The organism is Streptomyces sp. NPDC043908, assembly GCF_056435525.1.
In genome coordinates this window covers 21,008-43,897 of the sequence record NZ_JBWKEI010000025.1, presented here as the reverse complement: position 1 = coordinate 43,897, position 22,890 = coordinate 21,008, and the positions used below count along the sequence as shown (strand labels likewise).

The window sequence follows — 22,890 nt, the reverse complement described above, 5'->3', positions numbered from 1 at the left end:
TGTGCGTGAAGCATACAGTCGATACACAGGTAGTTGAAGGGACTATTGCGTCGCAGCGCCGGGGCGCCGCCACCTGGTGGACCCGGGACGTGTCTGGCTTGCATCGGCTGTCAGTTGGGCCTTGGCGCGCCGCTTTCTGCGGGTTCAGTCCCACCAGAACTCCCATCGGTGGAGGTCGATGAGGTCGTTGGCGTAGGAGGCCAGGTCCGGGTGTGAGCCCTGCCAGAGGGTGTCGGGACAGAAAGCGAAGTGTTCAGCGGCGACGGCCAGGGCGTCGTCGGTGCGGGTGGGAGGCGTCGCGATACTGAGGTAGAGCGTGCTGAATCCGACACCGACGACGCGGGCGCCGAAACGGTCCTCCCAGTCGCGCACGACGGCGGCGAAGGTGGCGGTGTCGTTGTCGTAGTTGACCGGTCCCGTCCAACCGGACGCGGCGAGGGCGTCGGCGCCGCGGTCCGCTGCGACGAGTCCGAGCCGTGCGTGCGGGTTGCGTTCCATGAAGGAGCGCGCGTACTGCTCAGCAATCACGTCAGGGTCCGTTACGGCCGCGGGCGTGGGGGCCAGGCCCGGCCAGGTCCTGCCAAAGGAGGCGGTGGCGGCGGGGTGTTCGGCCGCCGTTGGCCGGTCTTCGCCGGCTTCCGTGTAATCGTGCCACCAGCGGGCCAGGAGGGTCGCGGGGTCGTGGTCGGCCGGAGAAGACATGCTCTCGGGCCAGAGTTCACCGCAGCCCCAGGGACGGAAGTCGGCATCCTGAGGGTCCAGGGCGTCGAGCAGGAGCGGCCACAGTCCTGAGGCGGCGTGTCCGGCACGCAGCCGGGACCACAGCTCGACCGGGGCCGGAGCATCGCTCAGCCACAGGGGCTGTACCTCGCCGTCGCCTTCGTCCGAGGTGATCAGGCGGCCGGGCGGCAGAGCGATGCCCTGGGGCAGTCGTGATTGAGGGTTCACGAGCGGATGCTGCGTGCGGGGACTGACAATGCGACGGCCTGAAGACTGGGACGCAGGAGGCGGAAGTGACTGGGCCCGGCCTCTCGTGCGCGGCCGTCTACCGCCCCCCTCGCGGCCACCAGATTCCCCACATGCGGCCTGCCCCCGCCCGCCACGGCACGGCTCTGTGTTCCAGCAGCGGGCGGGGGAGCGAGGAAATGCGCGCCGCGGTCCCGTTCCGGCATCGGTACGGGGCGCTGAGGTGTTCACCCGCGTGAACATCGGCAACCCCCTGTGGGGGGCCTGTGGAGCGCCTGTATAGGGTGGCGAACCTAGTGCGCGGTACAGACCAATCGCGCCCTTTCACGACAGCCGGGGGCATGTTCATGAAGTTCATTCCACGCGCGTTCGCTGCGGCCGCCATCGCCACGGTGATGGCCGCCACCGCCGGTACCGCGTTCGCCGCCGGGAACCCGGCCGACGCGAAGGAACTGCGCGCCCAAACCGAGGACCAGCACCGCGCCCACGGCTCCCAGGGCCTTGCCGCCCCACGCTCCGCCGCGAAGCAGCGCGTGGAGACGCCCACATTCGCGATGACGGCCGTCGACAAAAGGTCCGGCAACCTCTACCTGTACTTCGCGGACCGCCAGGGCGGCTTCAAAACGCGCTACGACGTCGGGGTCGACTTCAGCTTCAACGCGTTTGAGGGCGACGTCGACAACGACAAGGACGGCTACGGCGAGAGCACCTGGCACGTCGAGAAGTCCGGCCGGATGACGTACACGTACCACGTCTCCGAGTTCGATCTCGACACCAAGACCATCGGCGGCGGATGGCAGATTTACGACAAGGTGCTCTTCCCCGGCAATCTCGCCGGTGCGGGCGAGGCCGACATCATCGCCCGTGACAAGGCCGGGGTTCTGTGGCTCTACCTCGGCTACGCCGACGGCCGCGTCACCGCCCGCACGAAGATCGGCGGCGGCTGGGGGCAGTACACCGAGATCGCCGGACAAGGCGACCTGGACGGCGACGGGCTCACCGACATCGTCGCCCGCGACAAGGACGGGGTGCTCTGGTTCTACAAGGGCAGCGGTGACCGCAACGACCCCTTCAACAGCCGCACCAGGATCGGCGGAGGCTGGAACACCTACAACCGCATCCTGTCGGTGGGCGACCTCGACGGCGACGGCCGCAGCGACCTGGTGGCCCGCGGCAACGACGGCACCCTGTGGCGCTACTCCGGCAACGGCAACACCACCGACCCCTTCGACAACCGCGTCAAGATCGGCTGGGGCTACAACATCTACAACCTGCTCTGACAGACAGCACCGAGAGGGCATTCGGTGCCCCCCCTCCTGCCCAGGCACCACCCCGGGGCGGGGGCGAGCAGGTGACGGTCCTGGAGTGAGGGAGGCGGGCATGCGGACGGTGTCGCGGGCGGGGGCGGTTGTCCTGGCGAGCTGGGGGATTCTTCTCGTGCTCCTGCTCGCGCCGTCCACGTTGCCGGAGAACTGGCGTTACCGGATCTACTCCCCCGCCAGCGTGGGCCTGTGGTTCCTGTCGCTGCTGGTCGTCCCGTTCGTCACGGTTTCCCTCCGATGGGACTGGATCAAGAAGCCGCGGCACCGCACGACTTGAGGTAGGCCCCACCGCGCTGTCACAGGGACCGCAGGACCGCGACTACCTTGCCCAGGATGAGCCCGTCTTCGCCGAGCGGAATCGGTGAGAAGTCGGCGTTGCAGGGGGTGAGCCAGGCGCCGTCATCGGTGAGGCGAAGCCTCTTCACTGTGGCCTCGCCGTCGGCGATGAGGGCCGCCACGATGTCGCCGGACTCGGCGCTGGCCTGCCTCCTGACCGTGACGGTGTCCCCGGACAGGATGCCGGCGTCGATCATGCTCTCCCCTGTCACCGTCAAGGCGAACAGGTCGCCGCGGCCGACCAGGGCCACGGGCATCGCGAGCACGTCCTGGACGTCCTGCTCGGCCAGGATCGGGGCGCCGGCCGCGATCCGGCCGACCAGAGGAACCTCCACCACCCCGGATGTGGGTCCGGCCTGCGCGACCCTGGCGGACAGCTCCGCGTCCGACGGCGCGGGCGTGGAGTGGGCGTTGATGATGCGTCGTCCCTGCGCGGTGGGGACGTAGGTGCGGGGCCGGTTGGGGTCCTGGCACAGCAGTCCCATGAACTGGAGTGTGTGGAGCTGGTGGGCGACCGAGCTGGTGCTGGCCAGATCGACGCTCGCACCGATCTCCCGCATCGAGGGCGGGTACCCGCGCATGCGCAGGGACTCCGCCACACAGGTCAGCACCGCGCGCTGGCGCGCGGTCAGCCCGTCGGCGCCCTTGCGGATCCCCGGAGGCCGTCCGGGCAGGGCAGGAGTGGCACGCATAAGATCCCCCTCTTTGCCGATCTTGCGTGCCCCTGACCGTAACCTCCCGGCCTCGGAAAAGGGAACACTCTTTCCCCGGTTGAGGACGCCGTGGAGCGCATGCCGGCCTGAGTCCGTCATCTGCGGCGGGCCTGCGTTGCCGGCAACCGCGCGCCGTGCCGTGGTGAGCGGGTGAGTCGGCACTCCGCAGTGTGCTGGCGGTGCGTGAGCCACGCCGTGTCCGGTGTGGCTCCGTTCGCCTGCGCGAACAGCTGACAGCCCTGCTGTGAGCGAGCCGTGAGGGACCTGCCCGCGCGACGCGGCTAGCCACACTGATAGAACCCCCTCATGACCTACCGATTTACCGCCCGCGCCGTCAGGACCGAGATCGATCCTGACGGGTACTTCACCGAAGCCGCTCTTGCCGAGGGTGAGGACGGAAGCGGTTTCATCATGATGTTCATGGCAGGAGAAGAGGAGCCCGAAGACCAGGAGGTCGCCCTCGGGATGGACACACACTGCCTGGTCACGGCCGGACAGGGCACCGCATACGGCTGTGTGCGGGAAGCCGTCCTGACGGGCAACGTTCTCCGCATCGCACTCGACCCTGAAGCCCTGGCAGACCTGCAGCTGACCGACCCCGAGATCGAGGCCGTCATCGAAGCACCGGCCGAGGACATCAGGCACTTCCGTGAAGTCCTCGCCCAAGTGCTCGGATACGGCCGTGCAGACGCAGCGCCCACCCGTCTGGGGATCTGACGCACCATCCGTGCGAAATACGCAACCGTCGGCAGCCCGCTATGCGGACCGGCCGACCGTGTCACCGAGATGATCTCCGGCCACGAACGTGTTCCCAGAGCCAGAAAGTCGGTACGCCGACACCGCGTGCCGAAACGAAGCGACGCCGTTTCATCTCAGAGCCAGCACGCCGCTCGCCCGACCGGGGCGCCGCCGCACTGCCCGCATCGTTGGGGTCAGCCTAGGCCGACGGTGGCCAGCGCGGTGGTCCAGTCAGTGGCGATCGCGTGCCGGGCGGCATCCAGACTCACCCGACCGCTGCACACGGCCGTCTTGAGCCGGTTCTCCACCGTGTCCTTGTTCCCCGCGCTCTTCCCGGCAACGCTGTAACGCGGCTCAGGCCACAGGTTCTGCGGATCCCGCGGCGCACCGCCCAGCTCCAGTGGCACGAGGTGGTCCTCCTCGTAGTCGGCGGTGGCAGTGTCGCTGTAACCGTAGGCGGCGATCTGCTGGATTTTGAGGGGGTTGGTGTAGCTGGTGGGCGGGCGCACCGTGGAGGTCCAGCCGGACACGCAGATCGTCGAGTTGATGGTGGCCTGGGTGACGTCGGGGTTGTTCGATCTACTTCACCAGCCTCGACGACATGGTCCGCAACCTCAAAGCCGCCGAGACCGCCGGCCGTCTGACGAACAAGCTCGGCACCTACCTGCGGCCCGGAGTCCTCGTGGTCGACGAAGTCGGCTACCAGCCCCTCGAACGCGCGGAAGCGAACCTGGTCTTCCAGGTCATCTCCAAGCGCTACGAGAAGGGCTCCATCATCCTGACCTCGAACAAGACCTTCAGCGAGTGAGGCCAGGTGTTCGGCGACGAGGTCCTCGCCACCGCTATCCTCGACCGGCTCCTCCACCATTGCGAAGTGATCTCCATCAACGGCCCCAGCTACCGGCTCAAGAACCGCCTCCAGGCCATCGAGCGAGAGAACGACGTGGCCTGACCATCTGCGATCAAGACACCAGGTCCTCGCCCGGCGGGATGAAGGCGTCGGCACTATCAGCATCCTCGACATGCCCTTGGGCATCGACCGTGATGGCTGTCGCCCGACCCTGCGACGTGATGAGCCAGGCCAGCACCTGTTCCGTCAGCGGCGTTCCACCCGGGCCCTCGTCCTTCCAATGCACCCGCCACCCTCCGCCAGGCACCGCGGCCACGACCTGGTCGGCCCGCTCCAGGTGGGAGAAGTCCTCGTAGTCCGTCACCGGACGCAGGGCACCACGCTTGGGATCGACAACCAGGGCTGTCCCGGTCGCCTGGTCCCAGCCCTCCACACGGACCATGCGGCCGATCTCGGTGTCGGTGCCGTTGAAGATCGCGGTCCAGCCGGTCTGATTGAAATAGCGAAGAGTCACCGCTCCATCATCTCGAACCACGACGCCCGCGCTTCACAGGCCCCTGTGCTCTGCACGTTCATCCGTACGCGGCTCTGCACATAGGCGAGTACGCCGACAGGTGCTGGAGAACGGCAGCTCAGCGGCCCCTGCTGTGCTGCTACGTGTCTGTGAGTTCGCGGAGGGTGTCGGTGTAATAGCGGCGGCGTTCGGTCATGAGTGCGGTGACGTCGTCGTCCGTCGCCTGGGAACATCTTTGAAGATGCTCCAGCAGATTGTCTCGCTGTTCGTGGCCGGAAGCCGCGACGTAGGCGATCGTGCGGGCCGTTCCTCCCCCGGCCAGCAGCAGTTGGTGGGGCAGGCCGCACCAGGTGTCGAAGCTCGTGCAGATGGCTCGCCACAGGCACCAGATGTCCTCGGGCCGGCGGTGCTCGGCGAGCAGGAGCGCGGCGGTCTCGATGGTGTGGCTGAAGCCCCAGCAGTGGCGGTGGAACCGTGTCTCCTGCTCCAGCAGGAAGCGGGCGAAGGCGTGATCGACCGGTCCCGGGGTGAGGATGAGGCCATCCAGGACGTCCCTGCGGTCCTTCCAGTACCGGTCGAGTGGCAGGCCGTCAGCGTCGTGGTCTGCTTCGAACTCAAGGAGGGTCCAGCGCTCCGGATCCTCCAGCCACCAGGCGGGCGCGATGGCGTCGCCCTTGGACGTAGGGACAACCGTTTCGTCAGGAATGGCAAGCTCCCTTGTCGCGGGGTGGGGGTTGCGTCGCGTGTCCGCGCAGGGCGGCACGGCGCGGGACGGGACCGGCATGGGTGATCTGCACAGTAAAGGGCGCCGCCGACCGCGACGACAACGGGATTCGATGCTGTACGCGTGCCATACCGTGAGCCGCGGTCGGCCGAATCGCCGACGCTCAAACGCTCCCGAGCGCGTCCTCGCTTCTGGATGTCGCGGCCGCTGTGGTCGACACGACGACGGCGGGACCAAGGTCGGGGCGGGGTTCGGCCCCTGGCAGTTGCCGCAGCGTTCTGAGGTGACCCATCAGATGGGGCGGTACATCTCTGTGGTGGTACCCGGCGGCAGCGCGCGTGTCATGTGGAGGTAGGCCGTTCCACAGGGGGTGTCGGTCCGCAGTGGTTCCCCACTGCTCTTGGTCGTGTGCCAGGTAGCGGCGCAACAGTGCACGGAACTGGGCGAATTCATGATCGTTCAACGGGCCCGGCCCGTCTGTATCCGTGGTCATCGCCCGACACTAGGTTCTGCCCGGAGGATCTTGGGCAGCGGCTCTCTCCGGCCCTGGAAGGCCGTTTTGCTGCAAGAGTCAGCAGAGCCGGTCCGGGGGAGGGAAGCTGGGTGATCTGTTCATCGCCCCAGGCGTAGACCTCCAGGTTGGACAGGTAGCCGTCGTAGGCGAAGACCAGCGCGCCACCGACGGCCTGTCCATCAGGACCGAGCACCGTGGCATCGGCGACGGGATTCTCGGTGACGGGCGCACTGGGCACCGACAACCTGTCCAGAGCGAAGTCGATGCTGGCGCAGGAACATGTGCAGTGACCGGTCACCCGGAGGTGGGGGATCTGCGCATGCAGAGCGCGATGGACAGGCTTGTCGCCCTTGAAGAGCGCCTCAAGGAGCGCGGCCGCTGCTGCGGGTATTCGATCACTGGTCGTCCTGGTCTCCATACCCTGACCCGACCATCTGACCAGGCGGAAGGTCAAACCGGAAATCCGGCGTAAGCCGGTGCCCGGGACCTGTCACGGACGCAGCCAGAGGCGGATCGCGGCGACACAGAGGCGCTATGAGGTCACGGACACCCGCAAGCACACGCGGTGGCATCGCTCGGGGGCCGACGATTCAACGCACACGCAGCCGAAGCGCCAGTCAGCCCCAGAGTCAGGCCCCCGAGCGATACCGCCTACATCTCACTGTCAGACCCCGCCGCTATCGTTCGAGCGTTCACGATCTTTAGGGAGGGGTGGCCCGATGGGTGCCAGCGGATGGGATTACGTCACCAGGTACGACGGCGATGTCAAGGAGGCCCTGGCGACATTGCAGGCCAGAGTGTTCCAGGACGAGTACGGCGACAATGCCCGATACCGAAGCCTGGAAGACCTCTACGAGGACGAGGAGCTCATGGGAACCGAGGGCACCCATACAATCCTCGACATCGACAGGGTCGTTGCCACAGATGCCCCGCCAACGCACTCCGGTATCGCCGACTACGGCACCCTGCGCCCTCTGGCCCCTAACCGTGTGATACACCACTTCGGCACAGACCGCCCGTCGGTCGAGCAGTACGAGCAGCTCATTTCTGCTGCCCATGAGGCTGCAAGCTATGAGGAGCACGAGCAAAGCCTGCTCGGCGAGTGTCAGATGCGGTGGACCGGCTACTACGTCGTCCTCCACACCAACGACAGGCCGACTCACCTGGGAATCTTCGGAAGCTCAGGAGACTAGGACCGACTCGGCGGGACGGCGACCGACCCTTTTGCTGCTGATCGTTCATACGGACATGAGGCGGGGTGACGTGAAAGATGCCGAGTCGGGTGGGAGCGGCTGCGGCCGTTCCTTCCGGTCAGCGGCGGTGCCTGCGGCCCGCAGCCACACCACAGTAAAGGGCAATAGGCGCCAGATGGTGTTCTTCCCGCCTTACGCCGCCGACGACATGGACCGCTGCGCAGGTCGGGTAACGTGAGCTGCTCATCATGTGGGGGTTTTGTGCGAACGATATCGACTGGTGTCACGATTGTGGTGGCGTGCCTGGCCGTGGGTGCCGCCACGGCCGGCTGCTCCGGCGGCACTGCTGCGGATGACCGCTCCGCAGGACGGATGCTCGACCAGGCAAACGCCGCGATGAACGCGCTCACGTCGGTGACGATCGACGTGGACACCACTGTGACCGCCGCGGAGGGCTATTCCAGTCGCCTGGTGACTGACCTCAAGAGCAGGTGCACGGCCAGGACGACCTGGGCGACTGGTGCCGGCCTCGAACAGATCCGGATCAGCGGGACGGATTACGTCCGCCCCAATCGTGCTTACCTGAACCGGTGGTCAGGACGGTACGCCGTCTCTGGACAGAAGCAGAACCGCTGGATCAAGGCACCCTCCAGTGAGGCGAAGGCGGGAGACGGGCTCGCCGAATGCACCCGGGAATTCACCTCCTTCGGCGCAGCGACCAAGGGCGAACCGGTCGAGGTGAACGGCCGCCGGACGATTCCGCTGAAGGTCACCGACAAGGCGGACAAAGAAGGCTCTTACACCTTCTACGTCGCCAGCAGGGGGGAGCCGTACATCCTCAAGGCCGTTTACGAGGGAGCAAAGTTCCACAGCACGACGACATTCAGCGCATTCGACGAGCCCCTCGATGTGCGGCCCCCGGCCAAGACCGACGTACTGGACGAGCACTCCCTCGACCGCTGAGCACACCCAGCACAACGGGCCCAGGACGGGGCTTACTCGTCAAGAAGGAAAGGCAGCTATCAGGCTGCGGCGCTGCTCCACTCGATCAGGAACTCCTCGACTCCAGCAGCCCCTTGGTGTCGCACGCGGCCCGCAGGTTGCGGGTGAGCTCCTCAAGTGCGCCGACAAGGTGGTCGCGTCCCCCGGTGGAAGCCAGGTGTCGGCGTACACGTGAACGCGGCTCCGGCACGAGGTCGTAGCCGGAGATCATCTCGGTGACGCGATCAGCCGGCCCGCAAAAATGTTTCACTGCTTCGGGAGGCACCCGGGATTCGAGCAGCCCGTGACCTGCGGCCGGACAGTACGGAGCGTTCAGTCCCACCAGTCGCTGCCGGTGTGCCAGCGCTGCACCCACTCCTCAAAGCCCCATACCTGGTCGCCGGGCGCCGGGGCGGCGCCGACGTCGGCGATCATCCACACCTCGCCGCGGCGGGGGCCCGAGGTCAGCAGGAGCCAGAACGACTGTCCGTCCTCGGACCCGAGAACGATGGACCCCTTGTTGAATGCGGCGTCGATCCGCGGGTCCTCGAGGTCGACACTCTCGTCGTCCTCCCAAGGCCAGGCCGCCTCCAGGGGGAAGGGTTCTCCTGGCTGCCGAGGGCCGAGGTCGGGCCACGCCCCGGGCAGCCGGCCGAGCGGCTGGAGACCACCGTCGCCAGCGGGCCACAGGCTCGACCCGTTACTGATCTCCGCAATGAACGTCCGATGCCGCCACGAGACGCCCACTCCCCCGCACGGCAACTTTCCCCGCTTCCCGGGACATGGCGGTTTGGCCGGGACATGCCGTATGGCGTACGGTCCTGCGATACCCCGCCGTCTGGTTTGCGGGGATCTTCATGCCCTTGGGGGGTTTCCGATCATGTTGCCTCATGGTGGCCTCATGCCGCCGCCGAACACCGTCCTGCGCTCGCCCATCGCTCTGGCCAGGGCCACCACCATCCTGCTCAGTGTGGCGGCCGCGACCGATCTCCTCGCCGTATACGCGGGGGTCGTGCGGCACCAGGTGACCGGTGACCTGCTCGCCCGCAGCAGCCAGGAGATCAGCCGCTCCGACAACCTGTGCGACACCGCCGACATGCTCCAGCTGCTGATCATGGCCGCCACCGCCATCGTGTTCATCGCCTGGTTCCACCGGGTCCGGGGCAACGCCGACGTGTTCGCGCAGGACGTGTGCACCCGCGGCCAGGGGTGGGCCATCGGCGGGTGGTTCATCCCCCTCGGCAACCTGTGGATCCCATTCACCATCGCCCGGGAGATCTGGACAGCGAGCACCCAGCGCGCGCCGGACGGCTCGTGGCGTGAGGTGTCCGCCGCGCCTGTCAAGGCCTGGTGGACCGTGTGGGTCTGCGCCCTGGTGACGCTCCGGCTCGGCACCCAGTGGCAGAACCACGCGGAGCAGCCCCAGGCGTTCCAGCACGCGACGGACGTCGTCATCCTCGCGGACGGGCTCCTGCTCACCGCCGCGGTCCTCGCCATCGTCTTCGTGCGGAAGCTGACGGCGATGCAGCACACCAAGGCGACCTACGGTCCCCTCGCCGCCGTCTGACCCCACGCCCCGCACATCCCACCCAGCGCTGACCCGGCACACCGTTGGGCCAACGCTCTACATGCCATGCCCCACGTGAGGTTTTGATGCGCCGCTCCCTCTTGCCCCTCCTTGCTGCAACGGCGTTGCTGTGCGCCGCCTGCACCCGCGCCGGCGACGACGAGAAGCCCAGTGCGGAGGCGGCCACTGCCGTACGCGACGCGGTCACCGCGACCAGCCACACCAGCGCCCGCTTCACAACCGCACTGACAACCCCCGCGGTGGAACCCGCCAAACCGCCGCAGGTGAACGTCGCGGGCAGTATCGATCTGGCCACCGGCAACGGCCTCATGACCGTCACACACAACGCAACCACCGTCGGCGCGGAGGAAATCCTCTTCAAAGAGCGCGTCTACATGCGGTCCGCCGTACCCGCAGATGTAGCGGTGGAGCTGGACAAGCGGTGGGGGGTGGACCTCCGCCGCACCGCCGAAACCCACACGCCGTTCCGGCCTCCGCTCAACGACCCGGCGTACACCCTGCAGCAGGTCGCGCAGATGAAGGACGTACGGGCAGACGGCACAGAGACAGTTCACGGTGTGCCCACCAAGCGCTACCAGGGCACCCTTGACCATCGCACGCTCACCCTGCGCATGGCCGCGCAGAGCCGGGAGAACGCCGACCTCCTGCGCGAGGCGTACGGCAGCGACCTGCCCATCACCGCTCAGGCCTGGGTGGATCACCACGGGCGCCTGGTCCAAGCCCGCTTCACCCTGAAGGACCGCACGGTCACGCACGCCGTCATGACGCTGTCCTTCACCGCTCTTGGAACCCTCGTACGGGTCGCCCCGCCGTCCGGCGATGAGGGCACCACACCTCTGCACGATCAGGTGCCCACTGGATTGACCGGCTGACATTCACCGCACGCGTCCTCGCCGGAACGCCCGGCGTCAATGCCTCTGCCGGCTGCAGGGGAACTGTGCTCAGAGCAGGGGGGGCAGACCATTCGGCGTAGGTGGTGGTTCGGTCAGCGCTGAGGCGGGCCCGCTCGTGGTGCCCGATCTTGGTGAGGACCTGGGCGGTGAGGGTGCAGGTCGTCGACAGGCGGGCGAGGGCCATCTCCTGGCGGCTGCGCGCGGCCGTGTGCGCGTCGGCGAGCAGGCCTGGCAGCGCCTTGAGCAGCACGGCGTGGCGGCCGACGTCATACAAGCGGGCCTCGAAGTGGCAGGCGGTGGTCGTGAGGATCGCGAGGGAAGACCAGCTGACCGGCACGTGCGAGCACGAGCACAGGCGATGACACGGTCTCTCAGCAGGCCATCCCCTGCCCCGATTTAGGCCGAGTCCCCGCTGCACCCGAGTCCGGCCGGCCTGGCCTGCGAGGCCGAGCAGCCGAGTCGTCATTACGGCGGGATGGGGTGTCAGTCGTTGGTGACTCCCCAGTAGCCGATCTGGGCGGGTTGGCCGTCGTGGTAGAGGACCGTGCAGTTCCCGCAGCCACGCCCCGGCGGGAAGTCCAGTTTCCCGGAGTCCAGGGCATCGACCCACTCGGTGTAGGTGGGCTGGCCGCTGGGAGCCCAGGGCCGCACTTCACGGTCGCTCAAAAGGCGTACGACGGGCCCTCGGCCGTCATCGGTGGGATCGACCATGTCAACGGGGTCCAGCACGGTGCCGGTCCCTCCGGTGAAGATGTACTCCTGCCAGCCTTCCTCTTCCCACAGTTCATCCATGGTCCGGCCCTGGAAACCGTGATGGTTCTTGGCCAGTTCCTGCTCCTGGGCCTGCCGGAATGCCGCCCTCAGATCCCGCTGATACGGCCCCGTCTGCCACCAAAGATTGCCACCCATACGAATGTCTCCCCCTCCGACCTGTGTAATCAAGGGGGAGCGTAGAGGACGGCACTCGCCAACCGGCTGCTCGACGTGAGGATCGCCTGCCCGGACAGCGTCCGCACCCTCGCCGAGCTTCTCGGGAACCGGCCCGTCGCCGCTGGCCTCACACGCTGGAGCAGAGCGCGGCCAACGCCTCATACTCCCCCTCGCCGCCGCGCTGGGCGACACGCAGCCACCCTCTGTCCTCTCGCCTCCGCAACCAGTCGGGCTCCGGTGCCGGAATGCGGCGGTCGCGCAGCTTCCTCTCGACAGTCCCCGGCCAGGCCCATGGCCCCCTCTTGGCCGGTTGAGTAACTTCGCGACCGGAGCCCTACGGGCTGACGAAAAGAGCGGGAGTTGTGCAAACGCTGGTGGCGGGGCCGTCGCGGAGGCACTGTGCGACAGCGGTGGCGAGGTGATCGGTCTATGTGTCGCGGCCTGCGCCGAGTGCATGGCACCGCCCTTGCATCGGGCGTGTGCACATCGCGGCCACTCGGCTATGAGTTATCGGCCGCGCGGACCTTTCGCAGGCACCGCACCGTGAGGAGCTGCTCTGGGTAGGGAGCCGTGACGCTCGGGGCTGTCACGGCTCCCCCCAAGGGAGCAGACCGGGCCGGCCTGTCAGCGGACACAGCTGCCTCTTCCCTGTCTACGGCCCCGCGCCAGTCCGCGCGACTGGGCCGGGCACGTCAGTGCGGTGTGTTCCCCCGTACGGATGCTTCTGTCCCGGCCAGGCAACCCCGCGGCCGGGCGGAGCCGTCCTTGGGAGCATGCCGATCGATGAGGTGCACATCTCGGAACCGGGTTTGGTCGTCCTGGACGTCACGGGCGCCGACGAGGAAACCGTCCGAGTCGTGATGGAACAGCTCCAGCAGCAGTGGGCGACTTCCGGCATCATCCCCACCTCGCGCGTCCCTGGCGAGTCCGGCGTCCGCGCCCGGGTCTACGCCGACACCAGACGGCAGCCCAACGCCGACCAGACCGGCTCGTCTGGATCACCAAGAGCAGGTCAGCCCTGGAGACAGGATTGATGCTGTAGCCACAGCGTGGATCTCGTGGAGGGGTCGACGATGCCCTGCTCCTGCATGGCTGTGGCGAGAGTCCCGCGATTGCGTGTCCCGGCAGCGGTCCTGTTGCCGGGTTTCGTGCTTTCCCGGGCGGATTTGATCGTGCGCAGTCCGCTGGATGTCCGCGCTGCGCGGGTCGGCGTCGGCGTTCTTCACCCCGCCGGCAGCTGGCGCACTGGCTACCGCTGGCGCAGATGCACGTGTGCCGACCCCGCGCGCCTTCGCGCGGCGGCCGGCCCAGCGTCCGTCTGCCCGGAGTCCGCCGGACAGACGGGGCCCATCGTGTCCAGGAGGGCGGCGACGCCAGCACCGAGGGGGACCTTGTGGTTGATGCGGCGTGCTCGGTGCACGCTCCGTCGGGCCCGGCACAGCTCGCCCGGCCGTGCCTGGCAGTCGGGGCACGGCACGCTGAACGGCCCGTGCCGGTAGAGCCGCAGGGTCTCGTAGAGGGCGTCGAGGTACGGGTCGGTGATGGTGCTGGCGGTGGGCCGCATCGCTCGCTCTCCTGTCGTCGGCCGGGCCGGCACCTGCTGTCTCAGACGCCGCTCTCCTCGGCAGTGGGGTCGCTGTCTGTCGCCTCGCTGCCCGAGTGGCCCTTGACTTGCTCGGTGACGTCCGCGGTGTCGGCGGCGGGGGGCGCGGTGATGCTCTTGGCGCCCCCGAACGCCTTGAAGTCGATTTCGACCCGCGCGGCGCCGATGGTCTCTTCCATCCGTACAGGCAGGCTGGTGCGGGGGTCGACCCACAGCGCCAGGGTGATCTCCCGCACCTTGCCGGTGTACTCCTCCATGAGGCTGCCCTTGCCCCGCCCGGTGAGTGCGTCCCCGGCAGTTCCCCACTGGCCGGGGTTGACGTGGACCACGTAGTGGCGGGTGGCCTTGCCGTGGACCGTCGCCGGTCCCAGGTCCTGCGCGTCGCGCGCGTACTTGAGTGCCTTCAGGCCGGCGGTCGGGTCGCCGCTGCCGTGGCTGATGGCCGCCTCACCCTGCTCGCCAAGGATGGCGCTCGCATCGACACGCATCCAGTGCTTGCCCGTGAACGGGCCGCTGTCCTGCGGATCGATCTGGTAGTAGTACGCGCCGCCCACGAACAGCATCCTGGTGGTGGGCGCTGCCCGCAGGTCGCTGACGCCCGCGCTGGCGGTGTTGATCTGCGTGTCGAACGCGGGCTGGGAGCCCCAGGTGTATGTACCGGTCGCCGTCATCGGTGCCGGCTGGCCCGCCCCCGTGATCTTCGCCGTGATGACCGCGGACTTGGCCCGCTCCGTCGTGTCGGTGGTACGCGCAAGCGCCGCCATCACCGTACTGCGCGCGGTGTCGGCCGCGTCGGCGGCCGCCTGCGCGGTGTCCTTGGCCTGGTGCGCCGTGCACCCCGTCAGCCCTGCCAGGACGATCGCGGCCGTCATCCCGACCGCCACGTACCGCTTGCTCATGAAACCCACCCCTGAAAACCGCATCCGTCTGACACTGATCACTTCACGTCAGGACGTGGACTCTATGTCCACCCACTGACAACAGGCCCGTGGATTTCCCTCAGCACTCCCCGCACCCGGAGACGTGCCAGCACCTCGAAGTGTTACGGCAGTACGGGACAGGATCACCAACGCGGCCATGCCTTCGCCCCAGCGAACCGGGCGGGGCCCGCTATGAAGAACCAGTGAAGCACCTGTGTAGGGTGCGTCTTTCCAAGGGCGCGGTTCAGACCAATGCGCCATCTCCTGACCAGCCGGGGGGCTCGTTCATGAAGATCATCCAGCGTACGCTCGCTGCCACCGCCGTCGCCGTGGCGATGGCCGCCACCGCCGGGACCGCGTTCGCGGCCGGCAACCCGTCCGACACCGCGCAGCAGCGCGCCGTGGAGGCCGCCGGCCACCACGGACAGGCGCCCAAGGGCGCACTTACGGCCCCGCGGGCGGCCGCCGCGGGCCAGGTCGAGACGCCGGTGTTCTACCTGTCGGCCGTCAACAAGAAGTCCGGGGAACTGAACCTGTACTTCCCCAACGGCAAGGGCGGCTTCGCGGACCGCTTCAACACGGGGGCTGACTTCCGCGGCTTCCGCGCGAACGCCCCCCTCGACCGGGACAAGGACGGGGCACCGGACGCGTCGTGGTTCCTCGACAAGAGCGGGCTGCTGTCCTATTCCTGGGCGATCAACGAGGACGATTCGGATGTGAAGCAGATCGGCCGCGGCTGGCAGATCTACACCAAGTTCCTCTCCCCCGGCGACCTCGGCGGCGCTGCCCCGGCCGACATCCTGGGCGTGGACGGCTCCGGGGTGATGTGGGTCTACCTCAACTACGGTGACGGCACCCTGACCTCGCGGTACAAGGTCGGCGGCGGCTGGGGCCAGTACACCGAGATCGCGGGCCAGGGCGACCTGACCGGCGACGGCAAGACCGACATCGTCGCCCGCGACCGCGCGGGCACGCTGTGGCTGTACAAGGGCACCGGCAACTACAAGGCCCCCTTCGAGGCACGCACCAAGATCGGCGGCGGCTGGAACACCTACGACCGCATCCTCTCCATCGGCGACCTCGACCAGGACCGCCGCAGCGACCTCATCGCCCGCACCCCGGGCGGCGACCTGTACCGCTACTCCGGCAACAGCAACGCTGGAGACCCCTTCAACAAGCGCGTCAAGATCGGCTACGGCTTCAGCGCCTACAACATCCTCTGATTTCTGGGGCAACGAGTAAGGGGGGTGGCCCGCTAGCGTGGGCTGCCCCCCTTTCGCGTGTGCTGGCCTACGGGGTGGTGGGCTCCTGGCCCGGCCCCGGGGATCAATGGAACCGTCTACCTCTGCCCAGTTGGCTCCGTCGCGCGCACGCCAGGATTATCCAGCCACATCCACTGGTCGCCTGGGGTGACGGTGAGGCCAAAGCGGGTCCGTTCGGGCTCGCCTGCGCTCTGCCACCACTGCAGAGCGGCTTCCGCTTCGTCCCACAAAAGGCGTGGCCCGTGCTGTGCGACTTCGAAGGTGAGCGCGCCGGGGGTGTAGTCGATGCTGGCCCAGGACGTGGTGTGGTGGTCGGCGAGCCAGAGGGTGAACTCTCCGTTGGGGCCGTGGCCGACGCTGTAGCGGCAGTCGGGAACGCGTAGGCCGGTGACGAAGGCGGCGTTGGGGTCGCCCAGTACTCGGCGGGGGTCCAGGCGCGTGCGGTGTGTCGCGGCCTGGTCTTCGTGGTGGATGACTGCCATGACGTCGCGGTGTACTGCGCGGGCCCGGTTCCACATGAACGAGCAGTCACCGGTGACCGGTCCGGAGGCGGTGGCGTCGGTGTGCACGTCGAGGGTGAGCAGGACGCCGTTGTACAGGCCGGTGCCCCAGGGCAGAACGATCCGGCCGCCGGAGCGTGTCTGGCTGACGAGGGGGTAGGGCACGCGGTCGAGGGCGCAGGTGACGATGCTGCGGTCTACAGGCTGCAGTCCGCGCACCGGCGCGGTGCCGTCGCCGCTGAGGATGCGGGGATGGTGTCCGGTCGTGGCCAGGCGGACGCGCGCCTCGTCGGCGAGGACGGGGTCGATCTCGATGCTGGTGACGTGCTTGCTGCCGAGGCGGTAGGACAGCAGTGCGCTGTTGTAGCCGGTGCCGGTGCCGATTTCCAGCACGGTCATCCCGTCGGTTACCTGGAGCGCTTCCAGCATGCCGGCCACCACGCGGGGCATGCTGGAGGAGCTGGACGGGACGAGCGCGAGTTGATCGTGTTCGTCTTCGACCTGGGTGACCAAGGCGATGTCGTCGTAGACCAGGGAGAGCCACCGGGCTGGATCGTCGTCACGGTCCACGCGCGTGTAGCCGCCGTCGGCGGGTACCCAGATCCGGTGGGGGATGTAGTCCTCGCGCCGCACGTGGATGAATGCCTCGAACCAGGCGTCGCGGAGGTAGCCGTCTGTACGCAGTCGGCGGGCCAGCTCCACCGGTCCGGTCGCGCCGGTCACCTCGGCGGCTTTTCGGGCCGCTTGGGATCGGGCGGAGGGATGGGGCGGCCGGGCTTATGCCCGTCACTCTCCGAGGGATCGGGCTTGCCTCCGTGCTTGCCCACTAAGCAACGCCTCCTCCGCACTCTTCGTGACCCGGATCGTAACGAGGCCTGCGCCGAAACTGGAAGGGCGCCTCCAGACATGTGCCGCAGATGGCTGATGTCGCTATCTGCAGCCTCGCTGGCCCGGGCGGCCGATTCAAGGACAGGCGCGGCTTTCTCGACGTCACACGACAGCGATTGTCGACGGCCTGGGGAGGCGCCCGCCGGGCCCGGATCTCGATGTCGACGAGAACGGGGTTCTGGCACAGATCTTGGGGTGCGGTCGCGGAGTGTCACCGGGCAACAGCATGAGTTGGGGCAGCCCGTGGGCGGTTTGCCGGGACAGTCGAATTTCCCGGGCACTCTCGCGAGCCATGCTGGCATCGTATGAATCATGGCAGCGATAGACGACTCACCCGAACCTGACAACCCTGTCTGCGGCGCCTGTCCGCCCCTGGTGGAGGCAGCGTGGCTGTATCAGGCGGATCAGGTGTGTCCGGAAGACCTGCCGATGACCGCGGCCCAGGCACTCGCGATGGGAATGTACACGCCGACCCTGTGCGAGCTCGCCGGTCTGCCGCGTCATGCGGACCCCCGGGACATCCGTGACACGTTCGAGCAGGCTCTTGAAGAATTGGGGATCACTCTGCCCGATCGCTACCTGGCCCGACGATACGCGCTGCACAGGCTGGCCGCGCGATTCACCGCCGGGGAGGTGGAGCTTGCCGAGTTGGCGTCGGACGAGTGGTCGGAGATGGAGGTCGAGACCGCTGAGGAGCAAGCATTCGTGGCGCTCCTCCCGGCATGCGCGTGCTGCATCGAGTACACGTTGGGGCTCGACGTGGCGGAATGGGAAGCGCAACTGCAGATCGCGGCACGTGCCTTGGATTCACATCCCGCTGTCGGGCCGCACTTCTGACGAGTGGGATCCGAAGGCGTTTCTGGCGCAACATCTGAGGTCGCGATCGCGCAGAGTCACTGGAGCAGGATCATTTTGCGGAGTAGTTCGAATCCGGCTCGGCCGTAGAGCTGCCGCTTGATCTTCTTGATGCGGTTGACGGCGCCCTCGATGCTGCCGGAGCTCCCGTTGAGAGTGAGCCCGGCGGTCACTGCGTCGAGGTCTCGGAGCAGGTGCAGTGCGAAGCCGGTGAGGCCGGGTAGCTGGCTGGCGTCGACTGCGTCGATCCAGGTGGGGAGTGTGGAGCCGAGGCGGTCGGTGAGTATCTCGCCGAAGTCGCGGACGTGTTCGGCGGCTGTGTCCAGTTCGGGGCAGCGGGCCAGGACCTCCTTCAGGCCGGCCCGGTCTTCCTCGGTCAGGGTTGTGGGGTGTCGGGTGAGCCAGCCCGTCACCTGCCGCACTGTCGGCGGTCGCGGCGGCGCGCCGGCGGGAGTCCCGCGGAGGGTGGCGATGTGGGCGCGGACCATCTGGTAGGTGACAGGTGCGTTGTCGGCGACAAGTTCATTGTGGCGGTGGGTGACGCTGGTGCATCCCTGGGCGAAGCGTCGCTCCAGGTAGAGCTTGTAGGGGTCCAGTCCGCTGGGCCGGGGCCGGTTCTCGCGGATGGTGTCCTGCCAGCGTGCGGCGTTCGCGTACCGGAGGACGGTGTTGAGGCCCCAGCCCAGATGCCAGGCGATCGCCCGGCATGAGTGGCCTTGGGCAAGAAGGTCGTGGACCAGGGCGTGCGCTGCCTTCTTTCGCTCGGCTCGCCGGCCGAGGAGTTCCGCGTCGTCCTGCGGCCGACCGGAACCCAGGGTGGCCTTCGGCAGCATGCCGCTGGGCGAGGGGTTGCGCAGGCAGTCGCGGTGGGCAGCGACGCATGTCTCCACGGCTCGGACGAGGCCCTGCCACAGATGGAACCGGTCGGCGACCTGCAGAGCGTCAGGGGCACCGCGGCGGGCACCCTCGGCGTAAGCGCCGGCCCGGTCCCGGCAGATGATCTCCACGCCGGGGTGGCGGATCAACCACGCAGCCAGTGGGCCGGCTTCACGCGTGGGGAGCACGTCGACCACGCGATGGTCTTCGATGCTGGTCAAGACGGTGGAGTAGGTCTGGCCGCGACGGATCGCGAAGTCGTCCACGCCCAGCACACGCGGCGTGCTGAACCGTGGATCGGGCAATGCCATGACCCTGCGTAACAAGGTTATCCTTCCTGCACCGAAACCCAGTTGGGCCGTCAGCCGAGCGCCGGCCCGCCCGGCCAGGCCAGACCCACTCGCTCCAGGGCGTGGTTGAGCCGAGTGGTGAACCGTGCGTGCGGGACGGCCAGCCGGGAGAACGGCTCGGCGAACGTCCGACGCGGGCAGTCCGCCGCGCCGCAGATGAAGCGCCGGACCGTCAGTCGGATCACAAAGCTCTGCTCAGCGAGCGGAAGGTCTTTCAGCCTGACTGGTACCGGTCGTGGATTCGGTCCGAGAAGCGGCCGCAGTCAGGACAGGCAGCCCCGGCCGCGCGACCTCTCGCCGCCACCTCGACCGTGCCGAAGGCGGCTGTAACCGTCTCGACGTCCACCTCGTCGATCCCGTCGAACACGAGACGCCAAGGCGTACGCCGTCTCACACGAGCCAGCCCCTCACATTCGAACATCAAGGTAACGCTCCGCGACGGCTCCCCAAGATCTGTGCCAGAACCGAGAACGGGAGGCGCCCGCCAGCACTCGGCAACGGCGGACGACGGCCGCCACCTGCGTCCGTAGCCAGCGCTTTTGTCCTGTGCTCCGGAGGAGCGGTAGACGGCGTCTTGCCGGTCGACACTGAACTGCTGTCCGAAGCCATCGAAATTCGACGCGGGAGACGCCACCCGAACTGCGCCCGAGAAACGCTGCTCCTCGTCACCGACAGAGCCAACAGGCGTTTTGGCCTTCAGCAGTCAGAGCCGTGACACAGCCTCGGATCCCGCTGGAGCTGGGCACCGCCTGCGGCACTGCAGTTGTTCATCCGGCTGAAGTCGACGGGCCTGCTCCCCCAGCCGGGGGCACTGAAGGTTGAGTCCCATTGCCAGCATGGGTGAGCCAGGTCCTGCGCCTGAGAGACCTCTACTCCTCGGCGTCCGACGCAACGCGCAGCTGGTTGAGTACCGTCGGCAAGGGCAGTTTTTCGTCCTTCGCGTTGCTCCAGCGTGCCAGGACGGCGGCTGCGGCTGTGGCGAGGTCGGCGGGAAGGTGGGCGGCTCGGAGGGTGTCGGCGGCCTCCTCCATTTCGGGGCCCCAGCGCCATGCTCGGGCAGCGACGCTCGGCAGGTAGCCGGGGTCGGCCAGGATACCGGCCGGCATGATCTCGGCCTCGGCAGTGAGCAGGTCGGATACTCCGTGGACGTCGGCGTAGGCGTAGGCGACTCCAGCGAGGGTGCGGGCGGCTTTCTGGTAGCTGGCGAACGCCATCTTCAGGGCAGATGCGGACCCAAGGTTGGAGCCTGCCTCTTTGACGTGGACGGAGGTGCCGTCGAACACCTTGGTGAGGAGACGGGCCGCGTCCGGGGGGCCTGCGAGGTAGAGGCGGGCAGTGCGGTCACCGGCCGGCGGTGGGCCGATGATGGCGCCGTCGAGGACTGTGCAGCCGGCCGGCATCCTGGCGCTGATTCTGGTGAGCCGCTGAGGGCTGATGGCATTGGCGTCGACGTAGATGCCCATGTAGCCGTGGGCTGCCACGGATGCCGCGACGTCTTCGGCGGCGTGGGGCGGGCACACGGACAGGACCACGTCGCTCTGCTCCAGGGCGCTGTGGAGGGAGCCTTGTGGCAGGAGGCCTGCTTGCTCGGCTCGTCGGGCGCTGGCTTCACTGCGGTCGGCGGGAAGCCACAGGACCTTGTGACCGGCCATGACGGCATGTGCGGCCAGGGGTGCGCCCATGGAGCCGGGGTGCAGCAGCGTCACCGTGGCCATGATGATGATCCTCCTCGGGGCAGTTCGCGCGTGCCCCGGTCTTGGTGGGCGACGAGCGCTTCACGCAGGCCGATGGCGGTCGGGCTGGTGGCACTGGGGTGCAGGGCGAGGGTACGCGTGAAGTGGTCGATCCTCTTTTTCACGCTGGCTGTGCCCCGTCTGGCGTCGGTTTCCAGGACGGCATGGACCTGACGCGCGGCCCCTTCGAGCTCGCCGTGCCCGAGCCGGGCGAAAGCGAGATCCATGCGGGCCAGGGATTCCTCGCCGAGGCGGCGTTGGTCCGGAGCGGCGGACTGGAAGATATCGACCGCGCTCTCCGCCGCCCGCTGGGCGTCGGCGACGTCTTGAGGGCCGAGCCACAGGTGGGTGGTGCTGGCGTAGAACATCTGTTTCTCGTGGGGAAAGGCCATCATCCCGCCGGGCAGATCGTCCCCGGCCGTCAGCTGCTCGCGTAGCGTGTCAGCCTCCAGGAGAGCGGCCAGGGCGTCGGAGCGCTGACCGAGCTGTCCGTGGGCACGGGCTTTGATGCTGGCCAGGCGAATCTGGGCGGTGCCCTGCTCGGGGGTGAAGGCGGCCCCGGATTCGGCCAGCCGTACGGCGTCGGTCGGACGGCCGTCCCAGTAGGCGATCAGGGCTTGGAGCCCTCTCACCCACGCGCGCAGGCCGTTGTGGCGTGCCAGCTCCCCGCACATGAACGCGGCGCGCGCCTGGGTCTCGGCGCAGTCGTAGCGGCCGAGGTCGAACGAGGCGTTTGCCAGGACGCCGCACAGTACGCCGGCGGCCATGTACAGGTCGCCGGTGAGGTGCGGTGGCTGGCGGCCTTCGAGGAGTTCGAAGGCTCGGTCGCGGAGCTTGCGGACTTCGTAGAAGAGCGGCTCGACCGGGCGATGCGGATAGGTGGCCACTATGCGCCGGATGTCAGCCGCCAGCTGCTCCATGGTGTGGGGACCGACGTTGCTGCCCTCCACCCGGGCCGCCCAGTCTGCGGATTCGGCGGCGGCATTCATCACCATGTCATCGACTGATCGTTGTGCCTGCCCCCGTGTGTGGGAGTCTCCGCAGCCGTCGGAGGCCTGCGGTGCCCGGTTGGCGCTGCCGGACGACAGCGGGGCGGTGAAGAGCGCGTCGACGGGGGTGGGACGGAACAGGTACGCAAGGATGCGCCGTGCCTCTTTGCGCGGGGCCGACTTGATCTGTCCGCGTGCCCAGCGCTTGAACTGCCACTCCTCGATCCGGGCCGTAGCCAGCTGCGGCGGGCCTTCGTCCTCGGCGAGAACCCGGGCCGCTTCCTGGTATTTACGGGCAAACACCTCGAACTGTTCCCAGCCACGCTCGCGGATGAGCAGATGGAACAGCGTATGGGCCGAAGGGGTGTCCATGCCGCTCTCCTCCAATAAGCGCTATTGCGGTACTCCCCTTAACGCTAGCCCGTCAATCGTCTACGGCGAGGGCGCGTCACGCCGGGGAACGACTGGGTTCCCAACAAGTTCGGTTACGTCACGGCAAGTTGAAAGACGTACGCGGGCTGTCCGTAGCGATGTAGGCGGCCCTATCACGACACTTCGACGTCGGCCAGCGGACCCGCATGGACTGCAGTGGCACATGCCGATTCCGCGGCGATCACGCGAGGTCACACACACCGACGTGGCCGATCCAGCA

25 protein-coding genes and 1 pseudogene are annotated in these 22,890 nt (G+C 67.9%); 11 read left to right on the top strand and 15 right to left on the bottom strand.

The window, feature by feature from the left end:
* Positions 1 to 144: 144 nt before the first annotated feature.
* Positions 145 to 948: a DUF4253 domain-containing protein gene (locus tag AC069K_RS34260; RefSeq protein ID WP_478622607.1), complete on the bottom strand. Its 804-nt coding sequence runs from the start codon at positions 946 to 948 to the stop codon at positions 145 to 147.
* 365 nt (positions 949 to 1,313) lie between these two features.
* Between AC069K_RS34260 and AC069K_RS34255 the strand changes: the two genes are divergently transcribed.
* Positions 1,314 to 2,246, top strand: a complete 933-nt coding sequence (locus AC069K_RS34255) for an FG-GAP repeat domain-containing protein (protein ID WP_478622605.1) — start codon at positions 1,314 to 1,316, stop codon at positions 2,244 to 2,246.
* Positions 2,247 to 2,346: 100 nt separating this feature from the next.
* The gene (locus AC069K_RS34250) at positions 2,347 to 2,565 is read left to right on the top strand and encodes a hypothetical protein (RefSeq protein WP_478622603.1); all 219 of its coding nucleotides are present in this window, start codon (positions 2,347 to 2,349) and stop codon (positions 2,563 to 2,565) included.
* Between the two features lie 19 nt (positions 2,566 to 2,584).
* On the opposite strand, the gene lexA is transcribed toward AC069K_RS34250, so the two are convergent.
* Positions 2,585 to 3,316, bottom strand: a complete 732-nt coding sequence (gene lexA, locus AC069K_RS34245) for a transcriptional repressor LexA (protein ID WP_478622601.1) — start codon at positions 3,314 to 3,316, stop codon at positions 2,585 to 2,587.
* A gap of 327 nt (positions 3,317 to 3,643) precedes the next feature.
* On the opposite strand from lexA, the gene AC069K_RS34240 reads away from it, so the two are divergent.
* Positions 3,644 to 4,054, top strand: coding sequence for an Imm10 family immunity protein (locus AC069K_RS34240; RefSeq protein WP_478622599.1), 411 nt, complete (start codon positions 3,644 to 3,646; stop codon positions 4,052 to 4,054).
* Positions 4,055 to 4,269: 215 nt separating this feature from the next.
* Here AC069K_RS34240 and AC069K_RS34235 read toward each other — a convergent pair whose 3' ends face one another.
* Positions 4,270 to 4,605: a hypothetical protein gene (locus AC069K_RS34235; RefSeq protein WP_478622597.1), complete on the bottom strand. Its 336-nt coding sequence runs from the start codon at positions 4,603 to 4,605 to the stop codon at positions 4,270 to 4,272.
* A gap of 32 nt (positions 4,606 to 4,637) precedes the next feature.
* Between AC069K_RS34235 and AC069K_RS34230 the strand changes: the two are divergent.
* Positions 4,638 to 5,027 (top strand): annotated as a pseudogene (locus AC069K_RS34230) (ATP-binding protein); the annotation flags it as partial.
* A gap of 10 nt (positions 5,028 to 5,037) precedes the next feature.
* Here AC069K_RS34230 and AC069K_RS34225 read toward each other — a convergent pair.
* The 3 genes from AC069K_RS34225 to AC069K_RS34215 form a co-directional block, all read right to left on the bottom strand.
* Positions 5,038 to 5,439: a hypothetical protein gene (locus tag AC069K_RS34225; protein WP_478622595.1), complete on the bottom strand. Its 402-nt coding sequence runs from the start codon at positions 5,437 to 5,439 to the stop codon at positions 5,038 to 5,040.
* A 139-nt stretch (positions 5,440 to 5,578) separates the two neighbouring features.
* Entirely contained in the window at positions 5,579 to 6,223 is a 645-nt protein-coding gene (locus tag AC069K_RS34220; protein ID WP_478622593.1) for a hypothetical protein, read from the bottom strand.
* Positions 6,224 to 6,612: 389 nt separating this feature from the next.
* Positions 6,613 to 7,095, bottom strand: coding sequence for a hypothetical protein (locus AC069K_RS34215; protein WP_478622591.1), 483 nt, complete (start codon positions 7,093 to 7,095; stop codon positions 6,613 to 6,615).
* A gap of 301 nt (positions 7,096 to 7,396) precedes the next feature.
* Between AC069K_RS34215 and AC069K_RS34210 the strand changes: the two genes are divergently transcribed.
* Both AC069K_RS34210 and AC069K_RS34205 read left to right on the top strand, forming a co-directional pair.
* A complete protein-coding gene (locus AC069K_RS34210; protein ID WP_478622589.1) occupies positions 7,397 to 7,870 on the top strand; it encodes a hypothetical protein in 474 nt (157 codons plus the stop codon).
* 309 nt (positions 7,871 to 8,179) lie between these two features.
* Positions 8,180 to 8,833: a hypothetical protein gene (locus AC069K_RS34205; RefSeq protein WP_478622587.1), complete on the top strand. Its 654-nt coding sequence runs from the start codon at positions 8,180 to 8,182 to the stop codon at positions 8,831 to 8,833.
* A 351-nt stretch (positions 8,834 to 9,184) separates the two neighbouring features.
* On the opposite strand, the gene AC069K_RS34200 is transcribed toward AC069K_RS34205, so the two are convergent.
* A complete protein-coding gene (locus tag AC069K_RS34200) occupies positions 9,185 to 9,598 on the bottom strand; it encodes a hypothetical protein (RefSeq protein WP_478622585.1) in 414 nt (137 codons plus the stop codon).
* 154 nt (positions 9,599 to 9,752) lie between these two features.
* Here AC069K_RS34200 and AC069K_RS34195 point away from each other — a divergent pair, with 154 nt between their 5' ends.
* Together AC069K_RS34195 and AC069K_RS34190 are read left to right on the top strand one after the other, a co-directional pair.
* A complete protein-coding gene (locus AC069K_RS34195) occupies positions 9,753 to 10,418 on the top strand; it encodes a DUF4328 domain-containing protein (RefSeq protein WP_478622583.1) in 666 nt (221 codons plus the stop codon).
* An 86-nt stretch (positions 10,419 to 10,504) separates the two neighbouring features.
* Positions 10,505 to 11,311 carry an SCO4651 family lipoprotein gene (locus tag AC069K_RS34190; protein WP_478622629.1) on the top strand — a complete coding sequence of 269 codons (807 nt, stop codon included), beginning with the start codon at positions 10,505 to 10,507 and terminating at the stop codon, positions 11,309 to 11,311.
* A gap of 504 nt (positions 11,312 to 11,815) precedes the next feature.
* On the opposite strand, the gene AC069K_RS34185 is transcribed toward AC069K_RS34190, so the two are convergent.
* Positions 11,816 to 12,241, bottom strand: a complete 426-nt coding sequence (locus AC069K_RS34185) for a hypothetical protein (protein WP_478622581.1) — start codon at positions 12,239 to 12,241, stop codon at positions 11,816 to 11,818.
* A gap of 794 nt (positions 12,242 to 13,035) precedes the next feature.
* Between AC069K_RS34185 and AC069K_RS34180 the strand changes: the two genes are divergently transcribed.
* Positions 13,036 to 13,296, top strand: a complete 261-nt coding sequence (locus AC069K_RS34180; protein WP_478622579.1) for a DUF6207 family protein — start codon at positions 13,036 to 13,038, stop codon at positions 13,294 to 13,296.
* A gap of 215 nt (positions 13,297 to 13,511) precedes the next feature.
* Here the strand turns inward: AC069K_RS34180 and AC069K_RS34175 are convergent, their stop codons facing one another.
* Both AC069K_RS34175 and AC069K_RS34170 read right to left on the bottom strand, forming a co-directional pair.
* A complete protein-coding gene (locus AC069K_RS34175; RefSeq protein ID WP_478622577.1) occupies positions 13,512 to 13,826 on the bottom strand; it encodes a zinc finger domain-containing protein in 315 nt (104 codons plus the stop codon).
* Positions 13,827 to 13,867: 41 nt separating this feature from the next.
* Positions 13,868 to 14,764 (bottom strand): SCO4651 family lipoprotein, encoded by an 897-nt coding sequence (locus AC069K_RS34170; RefSeq protein ID WP_478622575.1) that lies wholly within the window; start codon positions 14,762 to 14,764, stop codon positions 13,868 to 13,870.
* Positions 14,765 to 15,072: 308 nt separating this feature from the next.
* Between AC069K_RS34170 and AC069K_RS34165 the strand changes: the two genes are divergently transcribed.
* Positions 15,073 to 16,008 (top strand): FG-GAP repeat domain-containing protein, encoded by a 936-nt coding sequence (locus AC069K_RS34165; protein ID WP_478622573.1) that lies wholly within the window; start codon positions 15,073 to 15,075, stop codon positions 16,006 to 16,008.
* Positions 16,009 to 16,124: 116 nt separating this feature from the next.
* Here the strand turns inward: AC069K_RS34165 and AC069K_RS34160 are convergent, their stop codons facing one another.
* Positions 16,125 to 17,270 (bottom strand): rRNA adenine N-6-methyltransferase family protein, encoded by a 1,146-nt coding sequence (locus AC069K_RS34160; RefSeq protein ID WP_478622571.1) that lies wholly within the window; start codon positions 17,268 to 17,270, stop codon positions 16,125 to 16,127.
* 477 nt (positions 17,271 to 17,747) lie between these two features.
* On the opposite strand from AC069K_RS34160, the gene AC069K_RS34155 reads away from it, so the two are divergent.
* The gene (locus AC069K_RS34155) at positions 17,748 to 18,272 is read left to right on the top strand and encodes a hypothetical protein (RefSeq protein WP_478622569.1); all 525 of its coding nucleotides are present in this window, start codon (positions 17,748 to 17,750) and stop codon (positions 18,270 to 18,272) included.
* A 56-nt stretch (positions 18,273 to 18,328) separates the two neighbouring features.
* On the opposite strand, the gene AC069K_RS34150 is transcribed toward AC069K_RS34155, so the two are convergent.
* From AC069K_RS34150 to AC069K_RS34135, 4 genes are all read right to left on the bottom strand, one after another.
* Positions 18,329 to 19,492, bottom strand: coding sequence for an ISL3 family transposase (locus AC069K_RS34150; RefSeq protein WP_478622568.1), 1,164 nt, complete (start codon positions 19,490 to 19,492; stop codon positions 18,329 to 18,331).
* Between the two features lie 35 nt (positions 19,493 to 19,527).
* Entirely contained in the window at positions 19,528 to 19,701 is a 174-nt protein-coding gene (locus AC069K_RS34145) for a hypothetical protein (protein WP_478622566.1), read from the bottom strand.
* A 684-nt stretch (positions 19,702 to 20,385) separates the two neighbouring features.
* The gene (locus tag AC069K_RS34140) at positions 20,386 to 21,231 is read right to left on the bottom strand and encodes an NAD(P)-dependent oxidoreductase (protein WP_478622564.1); all 846 of its coding nucleotides are present in this window, start codon (positions 21,229 to 21,231) and stop codon (positions 20,386 to 20,388) included.
* Positions 21,219 to 22,610 carry a hypothetical protein gene (locus tag AC069K_RS34135; RefSeq protein WP_478622562.1) on the bottom strand — a complete coding sequence of 464 codons (1,392 nt, stop codon included), beginning with the start codon at positions 22,608 to 22,610 and terminating at the stop codon, positions 21,219 to 21,221. Before AC069K_RS34135 ends, AC069K_RS34140 begins: the two co-directional genes overlap by 13 nt.
* Between the last annotated feature and the right edge of the window lie 280 nt (positions 22,611 to 22,890).